Annotated in this window: 19 protein-coding genes, 1 pseudogene and 1 riboswitch; of the genes and pseudogenes, 7 read left to right on the top strand and 13 right to left on the bottom strand. The window is 41.8% G+C overall.

Features of this window, described 5'->3' with window-relative positions; translation table 11 throughout:
- Positions 1 to 11 precede the first annotated feature (11 nt).
- The 7 genes and pseudogenes from E3K36_15775 to E3K36_15745 all read right to left on the bottom strand — a co-directional run bounded on the left by E3K36_15775 (position 12) and on the right by E3K36_15745 (position 6,189).
- Positions 12 to 110, bottom strand: a pseudogene (locus E3K36_15775) (GIY-YIG nuclease family protein).
- Positions 111 to 516: 406 nt separating this feature from the next.
- Complete coding sequence (locus E3K36_15770) at positions 517 to 2,169, bottom strand: cobyric acid synthase (GenBank protein MCF6156652.1); 1,653 nt, start codon at positions 2,167 to 2,169, stop codon at positions 517 to 519.
- Between the two features lie 188 nt (positions 2,170 to 2,357).
- The gene (locus E3K36_15765) at positions 2,358 to 3,467 is read right to left on the bottom strand and encodes a threonine-phosphate decarboxylase (GenBank protein MCF6156651.1); all 1,110 of its coding nucleotides are present in this window, start codon (positions 3,465 to 3,467) and stop codon (positions 2,358 to 2,360) included.
- Positions 3,460 to 4,320 (bottom strand): ATP-binding cassette domain-containing protein, encoded by an 861-nt coding sequence (locus E3K36_15760; GenBank protein MCF6156650.1) that lies wholly within the window; start codon positions 4,318 to 4,320, stop codon positions 3,460 to 3,462. Before E3K36_15760 ends, E3K36_15765 begins: the two co-directional genes overlap by 8 nt.
- On the bottom strand, positions 4,314 to 5,102 hold the full coding sequence (cbiQ, locus tag E3K36_15755) for a cobalt ECF transporter T component CbiQ (GenBank protein MCF6156649.1): 789 nt from the start codon (positions 5,100 to 5,102) through the stop codon (positions 4,314 to 4,316). The genes E3K36_15760 and cbiQ overlap by 7 nt, the downstream gene beginning before the upstream one ends.
- An 18-nt stretch (positions 5,103 to 5,120) precedes the next feature.
- Positions 5,121 to 5,444, bottom strand: a complete 324-nt coding sequence (locus E3K36_15750) for a hypothetical protein (protein MCF6156648.1) — start codon at positions 5,442 to 5,444, stop codon at positions 5,121 to 5,123.
- The gene (locus E3K36_15745) at positions 5,419 to 6,189 is read right to left on the bottom strand and encodes an energy-coupling factor ABC transporter permease (GenBank protein MCF6156647.1); all 771 of its coding nucleotides are present in this window, start codon (positions 6,187 to 6,189) and stop codon (positions 5,419 to 5,421) included. Before E3K36_15745 ends, E3K36_15750 begins: the two co-directional genes overlap by 26 nt.
- Positions 6,190 to 6,475: 286 nt before the next feature.
- A riboswitch (cobalamin riboswitch) is annotated at positions 6,476 to 6,716 on the bottom strand.
- 225 nt (positions 6,717 to 6,941) lie between these two features.
- Here E3K36_15745 and E3K36_15740 point away from each other — a divergent pair.
- The 5 genes from E3K36_15740 (at position 6,942) to E3K36_15720 (ending at position 13,864) form a co-directional block, all read left to right on the top strand.
- The gene (locus E3K36_15740; GenBank protein ID MCF6156646.1) at positions 6,942 to 8,096 is read left to right on the top strand and encodes a murein transglycosylase; all 1,155 of its coding nucleotides are present in this window, start codon (positions 6,942 to 6,944) and stop codon (positions 8,094 to 8,096) included.
- Between the two features lie 878 nt (positions 8,097 to 8,974).
- On the top strand, positions 8,975 to 10,579 hold the full coding sequence (locus E3K36_15735) for a DUF11 domain-containing protein (protein MCF6156645.1): 1,605 nt from the start codon (positions 8,975 to 8,977) through the stop codon (positions 10,577 to 10,579).
- Positions 10,580 to 10,797: 218 nt separating this feature from the next.
- The gene (locus tag E3K36_15730) at positions 10,798 to 12,396 is read left to right on the top strand and encodes a DUF11 domain-containing protein (GenBank protein ID MCF6156644.1); all 1,599 of its coding nucleotides are present in this window, start codon (positions 10,798 to 10,800) and stop codon (positions 12,394 to 12,396) included.
- A 212-nt stretch (positions 12,397 to 12,608) separates the two neighbouring features.
- Positions 12,609 to 13,406, top strand: coding sequence for a hypothetical protein (locus E3K36_15725; protein ID MCF6156643.1), 798 nt, complete (start codon positions 12,609 to 12,611; stop codon positions 13,404 to 13,406).
- Positions 13,403 to 13,864, top strand: coding sequence for a 4Fe-4S ferredoxin (locus tag E3K36_15720; GenBank protein ID MCF6156642.1), 462 nt, complete (start codon positions 13,403 to 13,405; stop codon positions 13,862 to 13,864). Before E3K36_15725 ends, E3K36_15720 begins: the two co-directional genes overlap by 4 nt.
- Positions 13,865 to 13,986: 122 nt before the next feature.
- On the opposite strand, the gene E3K36_15715 is transcribed toward E3K36_15720, so the two are convergent.
- From E3K36_15715 to E3K36_15700, 4 genes are all read right to left on the bottom strand, one after another.
- Positions 13,987 to 14,499, bottom strand: a complete 513-nt coding sequence (locus E3K36_15715; protein MCF6156641.1) for a hypothetical protein — start codon at positions 14,497 to 14,499, stop codon at positions 13,987 to 13,989.
- Between the two features lie 105 nt (positions 14,500 to 14,604).
- Positions 14,605 to 17,190: a hypothetical protein gene (locus E3K36_15710; GenBank protein ID MCF6156640.1), complete on the bottom strand. Its 2,586-nt coding sequence runs from the start codon at positions 17,188 to 17,190 to the stop codon at positions 14,605 to 14,607.
- On the bottom strand, positions 17,187 to 17,585 hold the full coding sequence (locus E3K36_15705) for a hypothetical protein (GenBank protein MCF6156639.1): 399 nt from the start codon (positions 17,583 to 17,585) through the stop codon (positions 17,187 to 17,189). Before E3K36_15705 ends, E3K36_15710 begins: the two co-directional genes overlap by 4 nt.
- Before the next feature lie 341 nt (positions 17,586 to 17,926).
- Positions 17,927 to 19,477, bottom strand: a complete 1,551-nt coding sequence (locus tag E3K36_15700; GenBank protein ID MCF6156638.1) for a hypothetical protein — start codon at positions 19,475 to 19,477, stop codon at positions 17,927 to 17,929.
- Positions 19,478 to 19,774: 297 nt separating this feature from the next.
- Between E3K36_15700 and E3K36_15695 the strand changes: the two genes are divergently transcribed.
- Positions 19,775 to 20,842 carry a DUF362 domain-containing protein gene (locus E3K36_15695; GenBank protein MCF6156637.1) on the top strand — a complete coding sequence of 356 codons (1,068 nt, stop codon included), beginning with the start codon at positions 19,775 to 19,777 and terminating at the stop codon, positions 20,840 to 20,842.
- 130 nt (positions 20,843 to 20,972) lie between these two features.
- Positions 20,973 to 21,779 carry a dienelactone hydrolase family protein gene (locus E3K36_15690; GenBank protein MCF6156636.1) on the top strand — a complete coding sequence of 269 codons (807 nt, stop codon included), beginning with the start codon at positions 20,973 to 20,975 and terminating at the stop codon, positions 21,777 to 21,779.
- Positions 21,780 to 21,839: 60 nt separating this feature from the next.
- On the opposite strand, the gene dinB is transcribed toward E3K36_15690, so the two are convergent.
- Positions 21,840 to 23,099 (bottom strand): DNA polymerase IV, encoded by a 1,260-nt coding sequence (gene dinB, locus E3K36_15685; protein ID MCF6156635.1) that lies wholly within the window; start codon positions 23,097 to 23,099, stop codon positions 21,840 to 21,842.
- Positions 23,100 to 23,591: 492 nt separating this feature from the next.
- Positions 23,592 to 24,416, bottom strand: a complete 825-nt coding sequence (locus tag E3K36_15680; protein ID MCF6156634.1) for a sugar phosphate isomerase/epimerase — start codon at positions 24,414 to 24,416, stop codon at positions 23,592 to 23,594.
- Positions 24,417 to 24,787: the final 371 nt, after the last annotated feature.

Raw genomic sequence — 24,787 nt, 5'->3', positions numbered from 1 at the left:
TTGAAATAAGTTCAACACTCACTCAAATCTCTCCAACCTGGATTAAAGGTATTTATCAAATTTATTTTCCAATCTCTATGCCAATTCTTTAATTGTTTTTCTCTTTTTATAGTGCTATTCCAGAAAATAGGTTTAGCGTGAATTTACAAAGATTCCAGATTCCGAAACAATACTGAAACTAGTTCAGCGCATGGTTCGGAATGACACAGCAAAAAATGCAGAAATGTTAAATCGTAACACTTTAGTTCTTTGAAAAATTGAAACAGTTTAGTTTTTCGAAAAATTAGTTGTGCTTTTTAAGTCCCGATAGGGACGTGAGGCAATAGGCAGGCAATTTATTGCCTGTATTTTTATCAAATAGAAATACAGTCCCGTAGGGACGATTGAGACGATTGTGTATCCATAATCTTCATTCGCCCCTACAGGGCTTTGCCTTGATAGTTTTTCAAAAAACTAAAGTGTTACGTTAAATCAAATATGCCTCGTAATCATCATTAAGTTTTCTAAATGTCCGGTTCAGGATAATTTCAGTATATTGTAGACCATGTTCATGTCCATGTTCCCGCGCACAATATTAGCCAATTCATTGTATTTGCGTTCCTTTATAGCTTTAAAATCCGAGTTGCATCCATTTGATGGTTTAAATCCCTTTTTTACCTTCAGGTAATCGATGAGCTTTCTGCGAAAGCAATCATTGTCGAAGATGCCGTGGATGTAAGTGCCCACCACATTGCCATCGGCTGAAATACATCCATCCAGTATATTCACCATTTTCCCTGCCCGTTCTGTAATTCTTGCAAATGGTATGACAGAATTATGACCGTTATACGCTGTCTTTCCCATATGAATCTCATATCCCGTTATCTCATCATCTACGCGAAACAAATTTTCATGTCCAAGCATGCATGCTTTTACCTGATAGGTTTGTTTTTCTCTGGCAAAGGTAGTGACTGTGTCCAGTAAACCTAAACCCGGAATGCTATCCCTTGATGATTCCACATGGTGAGGGTCGTTAATCCGCCTTCCCAGCATCTGGTATCCACCGCAAATACCTATGATCATTATCTCCTGTTTTGACAAATTTATAATTTCTTTCGAAATATCCGTTTTTCCCAAAAACATTAAATCCCCTACGGTATTTTTTGTACCAGGAATAACAAGCAAGTCTGGTTTGCCAATGTTTTTGGCCTTATCCACAAATCTCACCCTCACATCTTTTTCATGAGTAAAGATATTGAAATCTGTAAAGTTTGATATACGGGGTAGTTTGATTACAACAATATCTATAAAAGGGGTCAGGTATCGGCGGTCAGGGGTCAGGTACTTGTCTCCTGTATTCTGACCCCAGACCCCTGATCCCTGATCCCTATTTTGTACCTGGTTAAGGCAAGGCTGTTCTGTTAAATCGTTATTGACTCTGTTCCTGTCATTATCACCCAAATACTCAAGCGAAACGGAATCTTCGTCATCGATGCTGATATTGTGGATGTAAGGAATAACACCGAGAACAGGTTTTTTGATACGGTTTTCCAGCATATCCAATCCTGACTGTAATATACCTTTATCTCCCCGGAATTTATTAAACACAACGCCTTTTATCCTGTCTCTCTCATCTGCCGTTAACAATTCTAACGTCCCGACAAGCCATGCAAAGGCGCCTCCACGATCAATGTCTGTTACTAGCAACACAGGAGCAGATGCCATTTCTGCCATACCCATGTTGACGATATCACCATCTTTCAGGTTTATCTCAGCAGGACTACCTGCTCCTTCAATAACAATAATATCGAATTGATTTTTTAATTTATGGTAAGCTTCTTTTATGATTGAAACGAATTCACTCTTTTTCTGGTAGTACTCCCTGGCCGTCATGTTTCCTATCGGTTTACCCATGATAACGACCTGCGACCCACAGTCGCCTGTAGGTTTGAGAAGTATGGGGTTCATTTCTATCGTAGGCTCAATTCCCGCTGCCTCTGCTTGCGCCACCTGCGCCCTTCCCATTTCCTTTCCGTCTTTTGTCACAAATGAATTTAAAGCCATATTCTGGGCTTTAAACGGTGCGACACGGTAACCGTCTTGTTTCAAAATACGGCACAGGGCACATACAAGAATACTCTTGCCCACATGCGAACCCGTACCCTGTATCATGATGGATTTATTTGTCATGAGTTAACAGCAACCGCAGATTTCACAGATTACACAGATAAATAAAAAGATTTTTACACTAATCGATTTTATAATAAAGCATAGCCACATCCGAAAAGATTCAGTAGGCAGTTGACAGTAAACAGTAGGCAATAAAAACTTATTGTCTTTTTGTCAACTGCCTACTGTTTGCTGCTTACTATTTGCTGTTAAAATGTGTTAGTGCGCAGATCAATTATGCTTTTTAATGCAGCAATAAGCCGCATATTCTCGTCCCTTGTCCTTACCGCTACTCGAAAATACTTATTATTAAGCCCTATAAAATTTGAACAATCGCGAATGGCGATACCATACTCCAATAGTTGTTCACGTAGCAAAGGAGAAGTCATATCGTCTCTATTTATTTTGATAAAGATATAATTGACCGTTGGTTTGTAGGGCAAAAGCCCATGAATATCGGATAATTCTTTGAATAAATACAATCGCTCCTGTAGCATAAATTCTCTGCTTCTTGAAATAAATTCTTCGTCTTCTATAGCAGCCCTTGCAGCATATTGGGCTAAAGTATTCACGGACCACGGTTCCTTGTATTCCGTCATTTTTTTTACTAAATCCAGATTGGCAACAAGATATCCTATCCTCAAGCCGGGGAAACCATAAAATTTTGTAAGTGACCTGACTACAATTAAATTACGCACTGTACCAGCATTATTGATAACACTGTATCTTTCTGGTGTATCAACAAAATCCATGAATGCTTCATCCACAACGAACGTTATATCAGGATGTTGCCTTGCCATATTTACTATGACAGACTTTTCTACCAGTTGCCCTGTAGGGTTGTTGGGGTTACACAGAAAAACCATCTCTGCTTTTTTGTTATCAAAATGGTCTTCTCGATAGGTAAAACAAAAATCTTCTTCCATCTTCAGCATAGTATGAAATACCTCCGCGTGGCTGCATTTCAATGCTTCAGCAAATTCGCTAAAGGTAGGCTGAAAAATAATCCCTTTTGCTGGTTTTAGTGCGCGGGGGATTAAATAAAACAACTCTGTTGAGCCATTTCCTACAATGATTTCGTCTTCTGAATGCCTGATTTTTTGGGTAATATATTTCCTCAGGCTGGAACAATCAATGTCAGGATAATGCAAAATATCGTCGAAATTCTTCCAGATGATGTTTCGGACGTTTTCTGGGTATCCCAGAGGATTAATGCTTGCACTAAAGTCGAGTATCCCATTGCTTCCACTCTGTTTGTTAACACTGCAAGGCAATTGACGAATAGTATGCTTTATATTTCCGCCGTGATCTTTAAACATGGTTTTTCGTTAAAAAATGCATCCCATTCCGCCTGGATATCAAAAATTTTCTTGCTTCTCCAACAGTAAGAGGCAAAGTATCCATGGGGAAGTTATCTTCATCCCTGAGTTGTTGCATTAGCTGGGCAATCTGCGGAAGTTCTAAACAAGCATGTTTTATTTCCATCGCATTTGAAAATACATCTTCAGGGGTGCCTGTTCTGAGTATATTACCATGGTACATAATTGCCAAACGGTCCATGTAAACTGGCACTAAATCAATGGAATTTGTCGCCATGATAATAGTAATGCCATGCTTGCTGTTGAGTTCTTTTAGCAATACCATAAGGGAAGTAACGCCGGCAGGGTCAAGACCACAGGTAGGCTCATCCAAAACAAGCACTTCGGGTCTCATTGCCAGGACTCCTGCAATACAAATCCGCTTCCTTTGCCCAAAACTCAGGGCATCTACAGTTTTACTTGCATAAGGTTTCATACCCACCAATGACAATGCCTCATCTACCCGATGTGTAATCTCATTCTTTGACAACCCCAGATTCATAGGCCCGAAGGCCACATCCTCCCATACAGATGGGGCAAACAGCTGATCGTTTGGGTCCTGGAATACAATCCCCACCCTCTGGAATATCTCTTTCGATGAATATTGAACCAGAGGCTTTTGTTCTAATAAGAGTTCCCCTCCCATTGGTTTTAGTAAACCGTTGAGGTGTTTTAACAGCGTTGTTTTACCGGATCCATTTGGACCGAGTATGGCTAAGAATTCCCCTTTTGGGATATCCAAACAAACGCCACGCAACGCATGCGTTCCGTCATGATACCGGTACTGAACATTTTTTATTTGCAGTATCACCATATCTGCATCTTTCCTGTATAGACAAGCAGGGGTAAAATAAGGACCATTCCTATGGCGAGTGTATAATCTTTTTTATTCCATGGTGATAGGTTAACCGTCAATATGCCACCGCCTTCGTAACCTCTGACGTACATCGCTTCGTAGGTTCGTTCTGCCCTTTCAAAGGCACGGATGATAAGCAGTCCGCCTAATATTCCCAGGGATTTTATTGTTTTTTTCCAAGAGGTATGGCCTAAACGCGATTTTTGTGCAGTCCACATCGTAGATACTTCATCTAAGAGCTGGAAGATATATCGATAGATAAAGGCCAGCAGTTCGACTATTGTGTTTGGTACGCGAAACCATTTTAAACCTGCACACAACAGACTTATTGTTGTTGTAAAGGAAAATATCATTACCAATGAAATACCTCCCAGTACCTTGCTGCTGGTATAAAGCCCGCTCTGCAGCCCTTCTTCTTTCAATAGTATGTTGTATCCTGCAATTGAAAAGGACAGCCACGCTGTTTGGCCCTCATGCAGACCTTTTATAATCAGGATTAACAGTGAAAACAACACCGGCAGAAGCATACTTCGAAGTATTGCTATAAGGGGAATTTTTATAGAAAGGAGCAGGATGAAAGATACAGAAAGGAAAACTGACGGGATACATATATTTTTTGCCAATAGATTTATTGCAAGCAGAGAAATGACGTAGAACAGCTTTACCCTTACGTCAATCCTTGTTAGCCAGTTGTTCCGGCGGGCATACATATCAGAAAATGTGTGATGGAAAAATTCCATAGGGTGCTTAATTATTGTCTATTTTTCATAAAAAAGTCTTCGTACATTAAATCCAATAACAAACCCGCCAATTACCCCGGCGAAGGTAAACACAAAAAGGAGCAAATCACCCTGGTCGGTATTGATATAAGGATCACGGGGTGGGTGGCCATACTTTGCCGCATATTTACCCACAATGCTTACATCAATGCCGGTCCATGCCCCTTCTTCACTTGTTTGTGCTACAGGCATATCAGTATTCTCCGAACGTTCTTTGGCAAACAATGCCGTGGGGAGCACGGCTGAAATCAGAAAAGCAATAAAGAAGACATTTGTCTTATGCCTGAATGGATTTTGTATCATCTCTCATTACTCCAAGGGTCAGCAAAATACCCGGTCTCCGTTTATAAACAAAGACCAGCACAAATCCCACTACGACTCCCTCAACAACACACAGTATTCCTTGTGAGGTCATCATGAACACCGCAAAAATTTCTCCAGTGGCTTTAAAGAATGACCCGCCGTTTCCTATCACAAGCAGCCCTAACTCAAGAGATGTACCCAGATAGGTAAATAAATCAGAGACCATACCGGCAAGGAATCCGCTCCAAAATAGCGGCAACCTGCATCGTTGTGCTATTTTAAAGGCAAAATAGCCAGAAAACGAACCCAGAATACCCATAGAAAATATATTTCCACCCAGCGTAGTTAGCCCGCCATGGGCGAGAAACAAGGCTTGAATCAATAAGGCAATGGCTGCTACCAACACACTAACAAAAGGGCCCAACAAGACAGCGCTCATACCCGTACCACACGGATGGGAAGTAGCCATTCCATTCAGGGCAATAACTGGGATGGGAAAACAGGAAAATACAAATACCGCTGCTCCAAGCATACCCACCATAGGCAGAAAACTTGGTACTCTCCTTTTCTTTTGTTTAAGATGATATGTTCCAATCCCTACAAAAGGCAGTGATACCGCAAACCACGTAAAAACCCATTTAGGGGGTAAAATTCCTTCGGTAATATGCATGGCGTATACTACGTTTTCTAATGCAAAAAATGACGTGAAAAAAAAGAAGGTAACGAATAGTAGTGTCCTTGACATTGCACCTTTCCTAAAAACAAAAAAACCCATGTCTCCGATAGGGAGGGCACGGGTTTTAGAAAAACATCCAGACCTTAGATTTCACAGATGGCACGGATACTATTTTGTGGAGTTTGCCACAGCGCGGAGAACTCAGAGAAAAAACTAAAGGTGATTTTATTTGCTATTCTCTAAATATCTCAGCATCCTCTGCTGTGTGTTCAACTGGCACAATGAATTTGCTCGTTTGTCTGTGTAATCTGCGAAATCTGCGATTAATACCCTTCACCTTCTTTACCATCGAAGACTACGTGAAGCAATTACAGGCAGGTCTTCTGGCTCCCGGATCATCCTACTGGTCACCCCTTCCCAGTAAGCCATTTGAACAGTTTAATCCGTTTAAACGGCTTTTCCAGTGGTATTGTGACTTTCGTTCCCGGTTACAGCGGCGGGTCCGCTCCTCATCTCGTTTTCATAATAACAAGATATGGATTCCCTTTTAACGCCCACATATTTGCGGGAGAAATACCTGTAATCAATTTCATTAACCAAAAAGAGCAGGCTTTTTACTACGGGTCAAATTTTACTTTAAATAATAACTGGTTGTCAAATTAAATGTTTTTTAGTAATTAAAGAATGTAATTCTCATGTTCCTCATTTTTCCTTTGATTCTCTGGGATGAGAAATATAAAATACCGCCTGAATAGTATAGTTTGTGATGGTTTGAGATTTGGGTTTTTGGGCAATTTTCTTGATAAGGGGGTGTGATTCACATGGAAATAAAAAGGAATGTCCGTACGGTTTTTCTTCTAACTGCAATTCTCATTGCTATAATGGGATCGGGCTGTGCCATGTTTAAGAAAAGACCTCTCCTGGTACCTCGAGAATCCGGCGATACACTGGTAGAGATTACCGACCCCAAACAACTTCCCAAATTTCAGGATGATTATAGCAGAGACACCTTGTTGCGTTCAATAGATAACAGCCTTGACTATTTTAAAAGGGTTAAGGCTAATCCATATGGTTTTTATATGACAGGATTTTCACATGAAAATCTGGAAGATACCCTAAAATTCTTTCGAGAAGGTTTCCTTCGTTGCAGAGACGCCGAGGAACTCAACGATTTTATTGGTAAAAATTTCAGGGTCTTTCAGGCTATTGGAAAAGCTTATGAGGGTCAGGTTCATTTTACCGGTTATGGGACACCTATTTACGATGGAAGTCTTACGTTAACCGGAGAATTTCGTTACCCCCTTTATAAAATACCATCTGACTTTAAAAAACCTTATTATACACGACGTGAAATTGAGGAACGCGGCCTCTTAAAAGGGAATGAAATTGCCTACCTGAAATCAAAACTAGATGCTTATCTTATCCATGTTCAGGGATCAGGACAAATCAAATTACCATCGGGGGAGATGGTCTATGTGGGATACGGAGCAGACTCGGGACACAAATATAACAGTATTGGACGTATGTTGGTTATGGATGGCAAAATTCCCGAAGAAGAATTAACCCTTTCTACGCTTATTAGTTACTTTGAACAACATCCCAATGAATTGGATTATTATCTTAGAAAAAATGATCGCTTTATCTTTTTCAAAAGAGTCAATTACGCTACCCCTTATGGTTCTATAGGAGTACCCGTCACCCCAATGAGGAGTATCGCTACTGATAAAAAAGTCTTTCCTGCTGGTGGATTGGCCTTTGCTGTTATAGAACCAAGGAAGGCAAAGAAGACGTGGAAGTTCTGGAAAAAGGGGAAGAGCGAGGCAAGAAAGTCGTTCTTTGTTCTGGATCAGGATACGGGAAGTGCGATCCAAACCCCAGCCAGGGCCGATGTGTATTTTGGGATTGGAGACCAGGCCATGTATGAGGCCGGGAATTTGAATACCTTCGGTCAACTCTATTATTTCCTGAGGCGATAGATTTCTTTGAAAATAATTTTATTGACAATCTAAACATTTTTTGTTAATTAGCAATAGCAAAAAGGCAAACCCTGAGTACTCAGGTGGCGTGAAGTAAAGGGACATTACCCATCACGGGAAGCTAGAACAACAAAGATAGCCTTGCTGCCGAAAAGAAACATTTTTGGTTGTAAGGCTTTTTTTGTCCAGTAAATAAGAGTCAGGACAATAAGACAGACTACCACGTGTATTCTACCGAACAAGATTCCAGTATCGATTAATCAGTGCAGTTTTTAACAAAATGACTTATTTAAATAAAAAAACCAAAAACGAATCTAAAATTATAAAATAATTTGTCTAATGTGTTAGACAAATTCGGAAAAATGAAAGAGAACCCAAAATATAAAAAAAAATTTTTTATACTAACCTGTTTTGAAAATCTCTGTAATTTTTCAGTCATGTATATGAATATAAGTATTTATAATTATAATAGTTATATGTTTTTTTATTCAAGGCATTCAAACTTACTCAAATGACTAAAGCGAAAAGCTGTTTAACATTCTGACCATTAAATGAGTTAAAGGAATGCAATTTGTTCATGTTATAGGATACCAGGAGGGGTCAATTTGATTTTGATGCTAAATTTTAGATAACATCAAGAAAAGGCAGACCCCGAGCAGTTAGGGGATGCAAAAGGAAAGGGTCTTTATACTTACAGGGATGTATGGTAGGAAAGACAGCCTTACTGCCGAAGATGTTTAAATAAATATTTTTGCAGTAAGGTTTTTTTATCAATAACTACAAAGACAATCTGTGCATCCAATAAAACACATCTTTAATATAAAGAGATGCTTTCGTGCTGAGACCGTAAGACCCTTATTTTAGAAAAGGAGGATTAGATGATAGGGAAGAATGTGAAGTATAAATTGTTATTTTTTTCTGGTGTTATGGCATTTACACTGTATGGGTGCGGGGCTTTCAAATATGAATCTGGTGTGGGAGATGGGAAACCGCCACACTACCACGGACATGTTGAAGATGAACCACCACCAAGACATACGCATATGCATGAACCAGAACCACCAAAAGGTGACATGTGTGTTGTAGATGGGGCGTATCCCACAAATAACAAGGATTGTTGTAGTGTCATTTATCTGCAAAAAATGGCGCCATGCGCTGGGCGGGTTGGTCAGGAATACTGTTATACAATAAAAGCCACTAATCTTACCAAAAGAAAAGTGAAAGATGTAGAGGTCATTCAGACCCTTCCAAAGAATTTTGATGTAAAAAGTTCTGATCCTGAAATGGGAAGCGGAAGCGGTGGAGGCGTGGCAAAATGGTTCCTGGGAGAATTGGGGCCTGAGGAAACAAAAGAAATTCATGTATGCGGTATTCCAACACAAAGCGGAAATATGCCATTTTGCACTGATGTAACATACAAATTGCCGGAAATTTGCCTGGATCCGGTAATTACGGAGCCGAAGGTGGCTATCACTAAAAGTGCACCATCTGAGGTTTTGCTCTGTGATATGATACCGATGACATTTGTGGTAACCAATACGGGTTCCGGAATGGTAAGCAATATTAAGATACAGGAGTCGCTGCCAGAAGGTTTGAAGACGCAAGATGGTAGAACTGACGTAGAGTTAGACGTTGGCTCGTTAAACCAAGGAGAGTCGAAAGAGGTGACATTAACGGTCCAGGCAGAAAAAACGGGTACGTTTAGCAATACTGCGACGGTGGTTGCAGAGGGTGGTTTGACTGCAGAATCCAATACAACCACAACCACGGTAAAACAGCCGGTACTTACGATAGCAAAAACTGGACCTGATAAGGTATTTATGGGTCGCGATATTAGTTATGATATTGAAGTAAAGAATGAGGGTGACGGGGTAGCGGCTGCAACAATTATTGATGACGCTGTACCTGCAAACACATCGGTTAAAAGTGCTACAGAAGGAGCTACGATGTCGGGTAGCACAGTTACATGGAATTTGGGAGCTTTACAGCCGCAGGATTCAAGGAAGGTTCGTGTGACTTTCACTCCAAAAGCTATGGGTGTAGTAAAAAACACGGCAACGGCAAGGGCTAACTGCGCTGATGCAGTTTCTGCGTCCGCAACTACCGAAGTATTGGGTAGACCTGCAATTCTGCTTGAGGTAGTTGATATAGAGGATCCAATTGAGGTTGGTAGTAACGTGACATATGAAATCACGGTAACCAACCAGGGCTCTGAAACGGGTACAAATGTAAAAGTTGCCTGCATGTTAGAGGACACAATGCAATATATATCTTCTTCTGGACCGACAAATGCGACAGTCTCTGCGGATGGCAAAACGATAACCTTTGAATCTTTGCCGACCCTTGCATCTAAGAAAAAAGCAACCTGGAGTGTTGTTGTTAAGGCATTAAGTGAAGGAGATGCTCGTTTCAAAGTTACCATGAGTGAGGATTGCCTGACGAGACCTGTCGAAGAGACTGAGGCTACAAACTTCTACGAGTAATGTTTATGCGTAAAGTGCTTGATTCAAACCGCTGAGTTATCTGACAGGATGGTTTGAACTGAAATGAAGTTTTGAGTCTCCATGATGAATAGTTGCAAAATTCTGTAAATTATTAGGGGAAGCCGGGGCGCTTTATTGTCGCTCCGGCTTTCTTTTTTTCTAAAAGTATGAGTTTCTATTTTCATAGGTGTTCAACGTGCTTTCGAAAGGAGTAAAGTATGGGTTATTGGAAAAGATGTTATACGTTTTTACTTTCGTTTCTCATAGGCACGTCTTGCATGTATGGTTGCCGTTATCAGGAAGGTGCTTTTATGCATGAAAAACCACCGTATTATCACGGGCATGTAGAAGATGAACCAGGATACAGACATGAAAGCATGCATCAACGCAGGGAGACGAAAGCAGTTTATGAACCAGGTGAAGCTAAAGTATTTTCCACAAGCAGGAAAGAGTATGGAGTTGTTTCTATAGAAAAGGATGCGCCCGCTGAAATCCAGGTTAATAAGCTGTTTAATTATACTATTAAAATTACTAATCGTACTGGTGAAAGAATAAAAAATGTTGAAGTAACCGAGACTTTTTCCCACAAGTATAAACTAAGAGGTTCTATACCAAAGGTGGAAAAGGAGATCAGAGAGGGTACGGCAAAATGGTTTATAGGAGACTTGAATCCGGCAGAAACAAAAATAATACGGATTACCGGTGTACCCTTAGAAACCGGGGATATGCCGTTTTGTACAGATGTGGCATATAACTTACCGCCGCTTTGTAATATAACAAATGCCGTGGAGCCAAAATTAACCATCACCAAGAGTGCCCCTAAAGAGGTTTTGCTTTGTGATACAATACCAATGAGCCTGGTGGTAACAAATACGGGTACGGGTGTTGCGCAAAATTTGCAGGTAAAAGATTCGTTAGCCCCTGGATTAAGAACGGTGGATGGCAAAAGTGATATAGTTCAAGAAATTGGTATTTTAAAGCCGGGGGAGTCGAGAGAAATTGCCCTGTCTGTGAAGGCAGACAAAACAGGAAAGTTCAGTAATACCGCAACAGTTGTTGCTGAAGGTGGATTGCGTGCAGAATCTAATACTGTCACAACTATTGTAAAACAACCGTTACTTACCATCAAAAAAAGAGGTCCAGAAAAGGTTTATACAGGACGAAATATTACTTACAATATTGATGTAAGCAATAAAGGTGATGGACCTGCCGCATCAGCAACCATTGAAGATGTAATACCAGGAAATGCAACTTTCATAAGTGCTGGTCAAGGAGGTATATTTTCTGGTAACACGGTAACATGGAATTTGGGAACCTTGCAGCCGAGAGATTCAAGAAAAGTTAGTGTGACTTTAAAAGATAATGGTCTGGGTGTAGTAAAGAATATTGCTACGGTTAAGGCTGTCTGTGCAGCGCCAGTGTCAGCGTCGGCAACCACTGAAGTGTTGGGTATTGCTGCAATCCTTCTTGAGGTAATCGATGTAGAGGACCCAATAGAGGTTGGAGATAACTTGACTTACGAAATTACGGTAACCAATCAAGGTTCCGAAACAGGAACTAATATAAAGGTTGTCTGCATGCTTGAGGACACAATGCAATATGTTTCATCATCTGGTCCTACAAATGGAACAGTCTCCGTTGATGGCAAGACGGTAACCTTTGATCCATTGCCTACCCTTGCATCAAAGGCAAAAGCCTCATGGAAAGTCGTCGTGAAGGCATTAGTTACCGGAGACGTTCGCTTTAAAGTTAATATGATTGAGGATTGCCTGAAGAGGCCAGTTGAAGAAACTGAGGCAACAAACTTCTATAAATAGTGTATGTTAATGGTTGGTACTGAAAAAGTTTGTCAAATCTGCAAAGATTGAGGGCTTAGACGTACGAAATCAAATCTATTCAGGAGGTTGATGCTAAGATGAAACAAAGATTATAGCTTGACATAAATAATATTCTTTAGCTATAATTTCATCTAAATTAAGACTTTAATTTTAATTAATAACGGAAAACCATCAATAAAAGGAGGGTATTTTTGGACAATGTGCTAAACAAAGAAATAAAGAATATCATCGAAGCCTGTCCGGAAGTCGGTCGTATTCTGGATGAATATGGGATTGGCTGCGTCCCCTGTTCGGTCGGGAGTTGTCTTCTGAAGGATATCGTCGGGATCCACAATCTCGATCCGGAACAAGAAGCTACTCTGATGTACCGAATAGAAAAAGCTATTTATCCGGATAGGAATGTTCCCAAACCTGTGGTGGATACGACCAAAAAATCAGCCCCGAAAAAAATCAGCTATTCTCCGCCTGTCAAAAAGCTCGTTGATGAACATGTATTGATCGAACGGCTCCTGACTTTAATTCCGGTAATTGTTGATTATATCGAGAGCAGTATTGTTGTGGATAAAGAACTGATTTTGAACTGTGTTGATTTTATTCGCACGTATGCTGACAAATATCATCATATGAAGGAAGAAGATATATTGTTTAAATACGTCGACGAAAATGCGGAGATAATCCAGATCATGTATAAAGACCATGATACGGGAAGGGGTCATATCAGGAAGGTTGTTGAGGGTGCTGAAAAAGGAAATAAAACTCAGATCAAGGAACATATCCTTGGTTACAGGGATTTATTAACGCAACACATCAAAAAAGAGGATGAAATTCTTTATCCGTGGATTGATCGGCAGTTATCCACGACCCAAGTCGGTGAAATGTTCCGTAAGTGTAATGACGCAGACGCCTCAGTAGGTGACGAACTGCCAAGAAAGTATGAAAAGTTTATTGCTGAATTAGAAGAAAAATTTTTACAGGAGGTTACAAAATGAGTGGATGTCCAGGATCAAGAACAATCGATTTTAGTGAAAAGACGAGTCAAGAGGGTAGCGAAACAGGGAAACGCCCTTCTCAATTAAGACAATGGCCAATACAGATGCATTTAGTTTCTCCGCAAGCACCTTATTTTCAGGGTAAAGATATTTTGCTGGCTGCAGACTGTACGGCTTTTGCGCTCGGTGATTTTCATAAAGATTATCTGAAAGGAAAAAGTATTGGAATTGCCTGTCCGAAACTGGATTCAGATCAGGAAGTCTATGTCGAGAAGATTAAATCATTGATTGATGATGCAAAGATCAACACCTTGACTGTTATAATTATGCAGGTCCCATGCTGTTTTGGTTTAGCCCAAATTGCCAAGGAAGGTGCCGAAAAGGCTTCTCGTAAGATACCGGTTAAACAGGTTGTTGTCGGGCTGGAAGGCAATATTTTATCCGAAGAATGGATTTAAAACCGTACAAATGTCCTGTCTCATCAAAAATTCCCCGGGAGAGATTCTATCTTCCCGGGGAATTTTTTTATTGTAGCTATTCGTTTACAGAGAATGGTGATTAGTTGAACCGCTCGCTTTGCTTATTGTCCTATCCCCCGAAAGATATGTCGTTGTGCCCTTGTGCTCTCTCCGCGCATGAGATCTATAATCATTTCAACACCTCGCCCCTGAAACTCGTAGACTAATTTTCCACCGCCTTCTTCTGAATAACTATTGTACAGAATCCTTCCACAAACGGGATTGCCGTCGAGGCTGGCAGCAATAATCTTTAAAGGCAAGCAACAGGCGACTTGAAATACGAGAGTATTGTCAAATGCGAAAAGGCGTGTGTAATGTGGTCTTCGTATGCCTCTTTGTCTCTTGCTGATATCTTGAGTGTGTGTGGAATGGACCGCTTCGTTGTCAGGTTGGGTTTCGATCATATACTTTTCGTCGGTATTCATGAGAACTTTCAGAGACTGATTTACATTCAGCCCTGCAAGCTTAAGAATTGTTTCGGCATCTTTTGCATCCTGCGCAATGCTATCAGCTGTTGTGGTATTTTCTGCCCTGTTTCTTCGGCTCAACGCTTTTGGTGCAGCACGATTGACCAAGGGGAGTTTCTCATATGGTATATTTACGGAACTTTTTGGTATCACTTTCTTATCAAAGTATTATGTTCGCTTTAGGTGATTATTGTTAAGGTGATGAGGGAGAGATTAACTTAAATGTAAATAAGGCGATGCCTTGTCCTGACGTTGATATTCTCGGGTAATCGTTTTTTTGTCAATTTCCTTCATTAAAACGTCAATGTCTTCCTGTTTTGGTTCTTTGAAAGTTTCGCCTACCTGATAGTGGAATATCGTGCTGACACTTTCATTAAACATATTCTCTGCCGATGTAGGCATATCAATCAACTTGACATCGATATTGCTTAATAAATAGGTTATTTGGTCAAAAAGAACACTTGTTGCTACCCCCGAATGAATAAAAGAATGCCGGTACAAATTGTTTTCAATATCGTGCATAAATCCGTCGATTTGAGCGATTTGGTTTTGCAAGAGGAGAATCGCCTTTTCTAAATTTTTTCTCGCTAATTGAGAACTTTTTAAATAGTCAATATAAATATCCGGTTCCTTGGATATCTTCTGATCTTTATCTCTGGTATGTGATGAAATACGGTCATCAATGCCTTTAACCTCATCAATTAAGCGATCAAACTTTTTTTCGATGTCTTCAAACGCTGATATATTTTTATAATAACAGGTATCTTTCAGTTCTTCGTGGAATCTGACGATCTGGGCTAAAAAATCCTCTAAGTCCTTTGCGCTATATGAAAAAAACTTCGCTTCATTTTTAAAGGTATCGATTTTTCTGATTTGGGCGCCTTTTTCAATAATATTTTGAAGACCTGTTTTGATATCCATAACAGTTCTAAAAACAGGATTTTGATTTAGCTTCAATATAATTGTGGTGGCAGATTTATTTTTGCTTATAATAAAATCCTCCAGAGAATAAATCTTGTTTATAATTTCCTGATAAGCGTTTTCCTTTAACGGCTTATCAAACAGAAGTTTTTGCAGGCCCTTAAGTATTTTCCGGACGGATTCTTCTTCTTTTGAAGTCTCTAACATTCCCCAGTCACTAAGTTCTTTATAAAGGGTTTCGAATTTGTTTGACCTAACAAAAATAGCATCAAATGGATCCTGTATATCTCTTTTTCTCTCAACTGTCTTAATTAATTCCTTGAGTTGGTCAAGGATATCAGACAAATTTGTCAGCAGGGGCACGCACTTTCTCGCTTCTAAGAAGGCCTCCCTGCCGCTAACAGTCTTTAACTTTGATAGCCTTTCCAAATTTTCATTAAATTTAAATATGAGTTTTTGAACGTCCTCTTCCTGTCTTGCTTTCAAAACTTGATCCTGCCGAAAAACTGGCTTTGTGGAGATCTCGATTGTTACAGAAAAAATTGACTCAATACATTTTTTGACAAGTGTACCAAATTTTATTGAGGACTTTCCTGCAAGATCAACCACATTCTGTGTGCTGCCAGCAGTTTCGGTTTTCGTATCTCGTATCCCCAGAAAACCCAGGTATGCAAGCAGTTTGCTAAAGGAATTCAATAGTTCCTGGTAATCACGTTGCAGCAACGGATGATTCGAAACTATTTGAAGCTTCTTCAGTTCATTATAATTTGCTGTTAAATTTTCCTGCTCGCTGTGAATATCTGATTTGTGTTTTGATAATTTTTTCGTTAACTTGGCAATAAACTTCTCAATGCAGTTTGCATAGGTTAAAAAGAGGTTGTATTCTTCCAGAAGTTTAAATTGATCATTGAGTCTGTTCGCTGCTGAGTAGATATACCCTGTATAAGCCGGAATAGCCTTCCAGTTATTCTTTTCTATGATATGCTGGAGCCTTATTAAATCTAAGAATAAACTTTCATTAGACAATAATGGATTGTCCCTTGAGGCCATGTGATTAAAAATGTCTGCGAAGAAACCTAAATCGTCAATCTTTTCTTCAACCATTTTTATGTCATTTTCTTGCGAATTAAAGATTCTTAATTTCAAATAATGTTGCTCTAAATCTAACTTAAGGATCAATGAAATAAAATGGAGGTTTAAATAAATCTCTTTCAATCCCGTAGTCGTAAAGACCTTGTTCTTCGTTTCAATTTTATTGAATCTGAGTTCCCTGCCGATTTTTTCTGAAGTTAAGGGTAGTCCGTTTAAAATTAAATAATCACCCAGCCTTCCTGTATATTTCTCATGAGATTCTGCGTGGGTAATGTAGTTGCGGTGAGTATAGTCCGGCGTGAAATCATCAAGTTGGTTTTGTTCTGCTTCGTCAATAATCAATAAATTGCTTGCACCCTTTGAAATTCCCGTTTTACAGTGCAGCACAATGTGAGGTTTTGAAAGGTATTGAATAAGTGACTCAACCTCTGGAAGGGTTGCAATCATATTCGCTTCTACAAGCCCTTGTTCTTTAAAGGTATTGATACTGTCGAGTTCGCCTTTAATAAAAAGGCGTTTTGAAATAATTTTAAGGGTTTTCTCAAAAGAAGTGCCAATGACCTGCCCTTTAAATCTAACGGCAAAAGATTTCCGTGGTTCTTTAACCACCCGCTCTCTTATTTTTTCCTGTATTTCGACTATTTGGGCACGGATAACTTCAGAGGTGTGGTACTTCTTTTTTAACAGATCGTACAAATAATTTTTAGTTGTTGAAATGTGTGTTTTCATACCCACAATGTAATAAAACTTTCTGTAACTGTCAAAATAATTTTGAATATTTTTCATGGAATATCCGTTTCCATTTGTTCCCCGGATGCAATCAATCTTTGTGCAAGTTTAAAGACAATCTTTTCTATGGGATCTTCAACGGCAGGACCATATTTGGGTCCGGCAGTTTTCCACCATCCTCCTTCCGTTTCGAAATCAATCAAGTCCAGATTCTTTCCCTCCGCAACTAACTCATCTTCAAACAGCGTATTGAGATTTTTATCTAACAAAGATGCCCGGATTGATAGATAATGTTTCCCAATGGCTCGCCAAACTGAATCTTCAACAATCAGGTCCAGCTTTGACTCCTTCAACCGGGCAATCAACACCGCTTCCAATCCTATTTTTTCAATCAATTCACGGCTTGGTAACTCATTAAGGATGGCAACCTTGCTAAAAACCATCTTTGTCATTTCTTCTATGCATTTAGCCAGGGGTTCCCCTATTGGAAATTATGTAATGGTGTATTCCCGCAATCATACTTGTCTGCCATTCTTCCTGACTAAAATGACGAAGCGAAGGTTCAATAAAGAGCCCTGCATGGAAGGGAATTGAATGCATTTCTTTATGTCATTTATCCAGTACAGGTACAATCGGTACCTTCTTCCCACGGTCATTAGCGCAACCTGCAATGAGAAGGGACATTAAAACAAATGACAGTACCTTTTTCATGATTCAACTTCCACTGCAATTTAAGGAGCGAATTGAATTTCTCAACAGAAACCTCCAACTGTTGTCGTCCTGCAAATGTTGCTTAGAAGCCGATTTCGCCAATGCGGCTGCCCCACACGACAGACCTGTTGATCTTTTCGTTTACAATCCATGCTCTCATTGGGTCTTCAGGATCTACGGTTACGGCTGAGTAATCACCCCACCGCTCCGGATTATCGGTAGAAGGGTCATAGAAAGTGGAACTGGTGGACAATACGTTGCCGCTTGAAATGGTGTTAATGGGGTCAGTGTGCAGTCGCCCCGAAAATCTGACCTGTGCGTTTATACCGGCATTTGGGTCGGTAGATGACCACGTTACATACACATCATTATTGGTGTTTGCTGCAATCGATGCATTCCAGTCGTTTGATGTGGTGGATGCAGAAATGATGCCACTCTGGATGACCGTATCCGTTGCGGTATTGAATTCATAGAATCTCGGTTTTGGTAAACCATTTACGTTTATCGTGTGAACCTGCCAGAGCGAATCGCCAATCTGCGTGCTTGCATTGACGAAGCGCAAGTCGCTCGTATCAAGTGTCTCGGTGGTGCCTGGCTGCTTCGCACTTGGTGGTACGCTGTATGCAGGTACAGTTATGGCAGATGAAGCCAGAGTGGGAATGCCGCCCGGATATGTCAAGGTATACTTTGTTATTACGCCACTCGAAGTCGCTGCGACCAGGAATGTCTTATCGTTATTGTCCAGTACAATAGGAGGCGCAAGGGTGCCTTCAAGACCGGTGAAAAGCTTCAGTCGGGCGCTCAAACCATTGTAAAGCCGGGATTTATCTGCCACAACCATCCGGGTTTCACGGTATGATATCCTCCCGAAGATGTTCGCTGTGATAATAATCGCTTTGCTGTCGAGACCAAGGTGGGGAAAATCCCAGAAATCATTGTTGTTTTTAAAATTAACGTCGCCGTTATAAATATAAAACGATCCCAGCGGGTCCGAGGTTACGGAGACAGCAACGAAGTGGCGCTGTACGGTGGCTGACTCCTGGAATGCCTCCGCTGATATGATCCAGCGGTCTTCAGTGCTATCATAGACACACCGTGGGTCAAATAAGGTCTGATTGGTGTATCCGAAAAAGCTTGCCAGCGAAACGCTCTTTACTCGGGCGCCGTCACTCTTTTGATAGATATCGACATGAGAATTGGTTACCTCTACGAAGTGGTCAAGGCCAACGGCACCATGAGTGTCGGGTGGACGTGCGCCACCTGCCTCAATTTGATTAACACCATCTATGTTGACTCCTTTTAAATTTGGTGGGGCAAGCGGTACTTTTGGGGATTCTACATCTGGGTTGCCAATCCCAGCTTCCGCCGCTGCAGCGGCCTTTGCTGTCTTGTAATCAATCTCGCTCATTGTCGGCCTGAAAGGTATCCTGGGTACGACAGGCATCTTGCCAGCATCCCGTAGGGCAGCTTCGGTTGCCTCCATATCTTCCGGTGTCCGTACCTGCGGACGTTTTAATTTGATGACTCCTTCCTGGATCCCTTTCCCGGCATATGCCGTGTCTACCGTATAGCCAAAAGCCATAAGTGCTGCAATAAATTGTATGAGTAAAAATGTCCTAAACATCTTATGCATGGTTTTCCTCCTTTTCTTGAGAGTATTGCCAGATTAATTACCGTTCGTAACATGACAATATCAGAGAAAGGTTGTTTGTCAACAAGAAAGATTTGTCCTGATGTTACCATCATAAATCCGATTTCTCTACTTCGCTGAGATGACATTGCGGCGAAATTGATGAGTGACCGAAAGATTGTAACAGTGAAATTCCTTGTAGGCACTAAAAATTGTCTTAAAATACTTTGACAAGCGGTTTTTTTGGGCTAAAATCGATAAAAAATTCAGACGGTTCGTTTTTTAAGGAGGAAAAAAACGATGGATACAAAGGATTATCATCTCTCACGCAGAAATTTTTTGAAACATTCTGCCCTTGGCACCGTTGGGCTTGGGCTGGGGATCGGGAGTTTTGAGAGTTTGCAGCAATGGGCAATTGGGGCAGATAATCAACCTTCCGCGCTTGAAAAAGGCCGGGTAATCGCAGTAAAAAGCAGTGGAATTATGAGCAAAGGAAAACCTGCACCTGAAGTTGTCCAGAGGATGATGAACGAGGGGATGTTTACCCTTACCGGCAGAAAAACGGTTGCTGATGCGTGGCGGACGTTCTTTACCCCCGATGATGTTGTGGGTATTAAGATCAATCCTATCGGTGGGGTAAAACTCTCCACACGGCCTGAAGTGGTCAACGCAATCATTATGGGCCTAAAAGCCGCTGGTGTAAAGGATAACAATATCATTATCTGGGACCGTTTTAGTTACCATCTGATTACAGCCGGTTTCCCCTTGAATCAGGGAAGCAGCGGGGTTCGTTGTTATGGCACTGAGCCAACGGCCGGATATGATAAAAAAATATATTATGAATCACTGGATGACGACTATACCTTGCGCCAGGACGATGGGGCACGATCGCTCTTTAGCGCCATTGTTACCCAGCATATTACGGCCATTATTAATGTACCGGTTATGAAGGATCACGGAATTGCGGGAGTGACCCTATGCCTCAAAAATCTGGCCTTTGGTGCCATCAATAATACCCAGAGATTCCATCCGTCTCCATATTTCTGTGACCCTGCCTCAGCAGAGGTCTGCGCGCACCCTGTACTCAGAGATAAGGTGCGTTTGCATATCGTTGATGCATTGCAGGCATGTTTTGAGGGTGGCCCTGCGAGTATGAAGACATGGACTATGTGGAATGAAGAACGGCTCTTTTTTGGGACCGACCCGGTAGCAATCGACAGGATAGGGCTTGAAATCATAGACAGGAAACGTAAGGAAAACAATTATCCGGCAGTATTTCACAAGGCCAGGCATATAGCTACAGCAGGGAAAAAGGGGTTGGGCGTTTATGACAGAGATACTATTGACTTTATAGAACTTCATGTGTAAGTCAGGAAAAAGTGTAAAAAGGTGAAAAGGGAGCATGGGAAAAAATTCCTCTTTTCTCCCCCATTTCACCTTCCTTCCATACACTATTTTTGTCATGGATGTAAAAATATTTTTATAGAAGGAGGATGCTATGGACCGGATCTTAGTAAGTCTGTTCGTTATCGCACTGATATTAGTGGTTGCCGGGCAGGTTTCAGCGGGCGGGAACGTCCAGGGAAAGGATGTTGACTATAGCTCCCGGGGTGTCGTGATGAAAGGTTACCTGTCCTATGACGTGAACATAAAAGGGAAACGTCCGGGGGTGCTGGTTGTTCATGAATGGTGGGGGCATAACGAATATGCCAGAAGACGCGCACGGATGCTTGCTGAACTGGGGTATGCGGCCCTTGCTGTGGACATGTACGGAGATGGCAGGCAGGCGATGCATCCTGATGAGGCAGGAAAGTTCTCATCGGAGCTTATGAAGAACTTTGATATTGCCAGGGATCGCTTCATGGCTGCGCTGGACTTTCTGAAACAGATGCCAAATGTTGACCCCAATCGCATTGCCGCTATCGGATATTGCTTCGGTGGTGCAATCGTGCTTAATATGGCACGTCAAGGTATCGATATGAAGGGTGTTGTCAGTTTCCATGGAAGCTTGACTGCGATAAAGCCGGCACAACCGGGTAATGTCAAGGCAAAGATCCTGGCACTCCACGGTGCCGATGATAAGTTCATTACGCGGGAGCAGATTGAGGCGTTCAAGCAGGAGATGAAGACGGCCGGGGCCGATTTTCAGTTTATCTCCTATCCCGGAGTCATCCACAGCTTCACAAATCCCGATGCGGATACCTATGCAAAGAAATTCAACCTGCCCGTGGCATACAATGCTGAGGCTGACAGGAAATCGTGGGAGGAATTGCAAAAATTCTTTAATATGATTTTCAAGGAATAGGGAATTTTTCTCTTTATCCCCATGTTTTGTTTTCTTCCTGCATACATTTTCCCTATGTTCTTATCTGGTACGCTTTTGTTTTTTCGTTTTCTGTGGAGAAGGATTAACACATTTAATACCACCAGGTCGCCAAGACGGAGAAATAACACCCTTATGATGATATCGTTCAATTAATGTACCCCAGGTAATAAAAAAATCACCGTACCGGTCATTGATCTCGTCCATGACGCGTGTTGCCTTCTGTCTTGCCCTGTCATTGGGGAAGAGCGGAATCTGGGCAATGTTCCTGGTAAGATTACAAACGCTAACACCTACCAGTCTGATGGGCTGTTGGAGTCGTATTGTCCCTAGTATATCTTTAACAACCATGTAGATGTCTATGCTGTTATTCAAAGAAGATTTTGCAGAACTACGCCTGGTAAAGGTATCGAAGTTGGTGTAACGAAGCGTAAGGGCAACTGTCCTTCCTGTATATCCTCCTCGACGCAACCGCCGTCCCACCATTTCAGATAAATGAAGGATATGCCGTTCCAAAGTTTCCATGTCGCTCACATCCCTGTCGAGAGTCATGCTGTGTCCAACTGATTTTGCGTCGGGTTCCTGTTCCATGGGTATAACAGGGCTGTCATCTATGCCATGAGCCATGAGCTTCAACCGTTCCCCGATTACGCCGAATTGGTTTCTTAACACGTGTATAGATGCCCTCCTCAGTTCGCCACAGGTTCTAATTCCCATGGCAGACAGGCGCTTTTCAAGGCTGGGACCTATGCCACAGAGTTCCTTTGCCGGCAAGTGTTCCAATAATGTATCAACATCTTCTTGCCGTATAATAACGAGTCCATCCGGTTTTTTCATATCGCTGCCCAGCTTTGCCAGAAGCTTATTGTGGGCGATGCCGATAGAACAGGTCAGTCTTCCGAGTCTTTGATGAATATCCCTTTTAATATTTCTGGCGATGTTCCCGGCACTGCCAAAGAGGGGAATAGAACCGGTAATATCCAGAAATGCCTCGTCAATGGAATACACCTCAACAACAGGGGTGTATTGCCGGTATATCTCGACAAGCCGTCGACAGGTGTCCGCATAACGCCCCGTGTCGCCCGCGACAAGGATAATATGGGGACACAACCGTTTGGCCTCGTATTTGGTCATGCCGGTTTTGACCCCGTAGGCCCGTGCTTCATAGGAAGCCGTGGTAACCACCGTCCTCTCATTGGAGCCAATTACTGCGATGGGTTTTCCCCTGAGTGCCGGGTTGATCTGCTGTTCCACCGAGGCAAAGAAGGCGTTCATGTCTATGTGTATGATAGTTCTTTTCATAGCAAAAAATTAGCTTTTTACCGCAGCTTTTCTTCAAGTTGTTCCGGAGATGGCTGGGTGCCATACACTATGACAGGCATCCCATCTTCTCCCCATCCATGAGTAGGATGGTAAAGCAGTGTCCACGTTTTTCTTTTTGCTACCGATAATATAAAAATCAATAAGCTGAAGTAAATAAAGGAAAAACATCTACAAAACCGGCCAGCCTTGAAGGTTGGTCTGATTGACTTATCATTGTTTTCTCCTTTTCATGTCTGAAGCGGTGAAACGATGGTCAACACCAAAAATATTCGTCAACTCTTCAATGGTTCGTATTTGTTCTGCTTTCTCTCGCTTGTCCATTTCACGCTTGCCTGTTATACCGAGCTTGTTCTTGAGCACTCTTCTGCGTGACCCCGGCTCAGACTGATCTTTCTGTTGCAGGTTATTACGGTAAAGTAAGCGTTGGGTTTCGCTCTCGCTCAGCCCAACCTACAATACTATTTTTTACCCTTACGATTCCATGAAATGACCTAACCGCTCCTTGAGCATATCCTTCATGTAGCAGTTTATCTCCCACGCATCGGCAATGGGTTTTCCGGTAAAGGGCAGGGTAGCCATATAGGGAGGCGGACCAAACTCAGAACAAATCGGTAAATATGCTGCGTGGTTCTTTTGGTGATGTTCCGCTATCTTTTCCCACCACCGAACATGCGCTTCAACGGCATCATTCCACTCCGGCGCCCTCGGATCAGTAATCTGCGGAGAGATTGCACAGCCGATCCTTGCATGAATGTAATCGGCCCGTTCAATGACGCGGCTAACGGTCTCTTGCTGCTCCTGGAGCAGGGAATTGTGTACGCAGCACCAGTGTGAAAAATCAGCCGTGAATCGTATCTCCGGCACAGCATCAATGATGTCCATGGTCGCCGTCGTACAAAAGATCGCCCTGCCACGATGCGTTTCGTGCAGCACCTTTATCCCACGTTCTGCGGCAAAACTTTGGGCGCTTGCAATCACCTTTCTGTTTTCCCTGAAAGGCCAGAAATCCTTGCCGCAATGGACGTTCACAAGCAAGGGATTCAGCTCAGTGGCTTCACTTAACCCCTTTTTCAGGGATTCTATTTGTGCATCAGCGGTTGCCCCTTCAGCCCTGACCTGAGCAACCAAATCCAGCCCAATCCCATTGAGCAGGACGCCAAGCCTGTTTCTCCCGGCGCGGTCGTCGGGAACAATCATTTCAACCCCTTCAAACCCGGCATCCCTGATCACCTTGAGGTTGTCCTCAAGGGTAGACTTATTCATACCCCACAAGGTGCACAAACAGTTAATTTTCATTTGCAAGCTTTTGTATAAATTCTTTTTTTGTAAGGTATTTGCTCAAGGGTCTTTTCCTCCTATGTGACCAGCTAAAAAAACATGTTTTGGCTAAACCCTATTCAAGTATGTTCATTAAACAAGGTTGGGTAGAGTAAAGCTAAAACCAACAAACCAAATTAGGCCTTCAGCGACTTTTTATCTGGAGAGCGACGAGCCTCGTCGCTCTACAACCGCAGCTTTGAAATTCCTAAACATCAAATTAAACACGGACAAACAAACAGACTGTGCCAAATGAAACTGTTCTTTGACAAAAAAGTTTGAAAAAGAAACCCTAGCAGGCACTATTTTTCAAAAGCGAGTTGTTTCAAGCTGAAATAATATGATAAGTG

It is taken from the genome of Candidatus Brocadia sp. (genome assembly GCA_021646415.1).
Taxonomy (GTDB): domain Bacteria; phylum Planctomycetota; class Brocadiia; order Brocadiales; family Brocadiaceae; genus Brocadia.
Note: the sequence above shows the minus strand (reverse complement) of the source record. Positions and strands in the feature narration are given on the sequence as shown.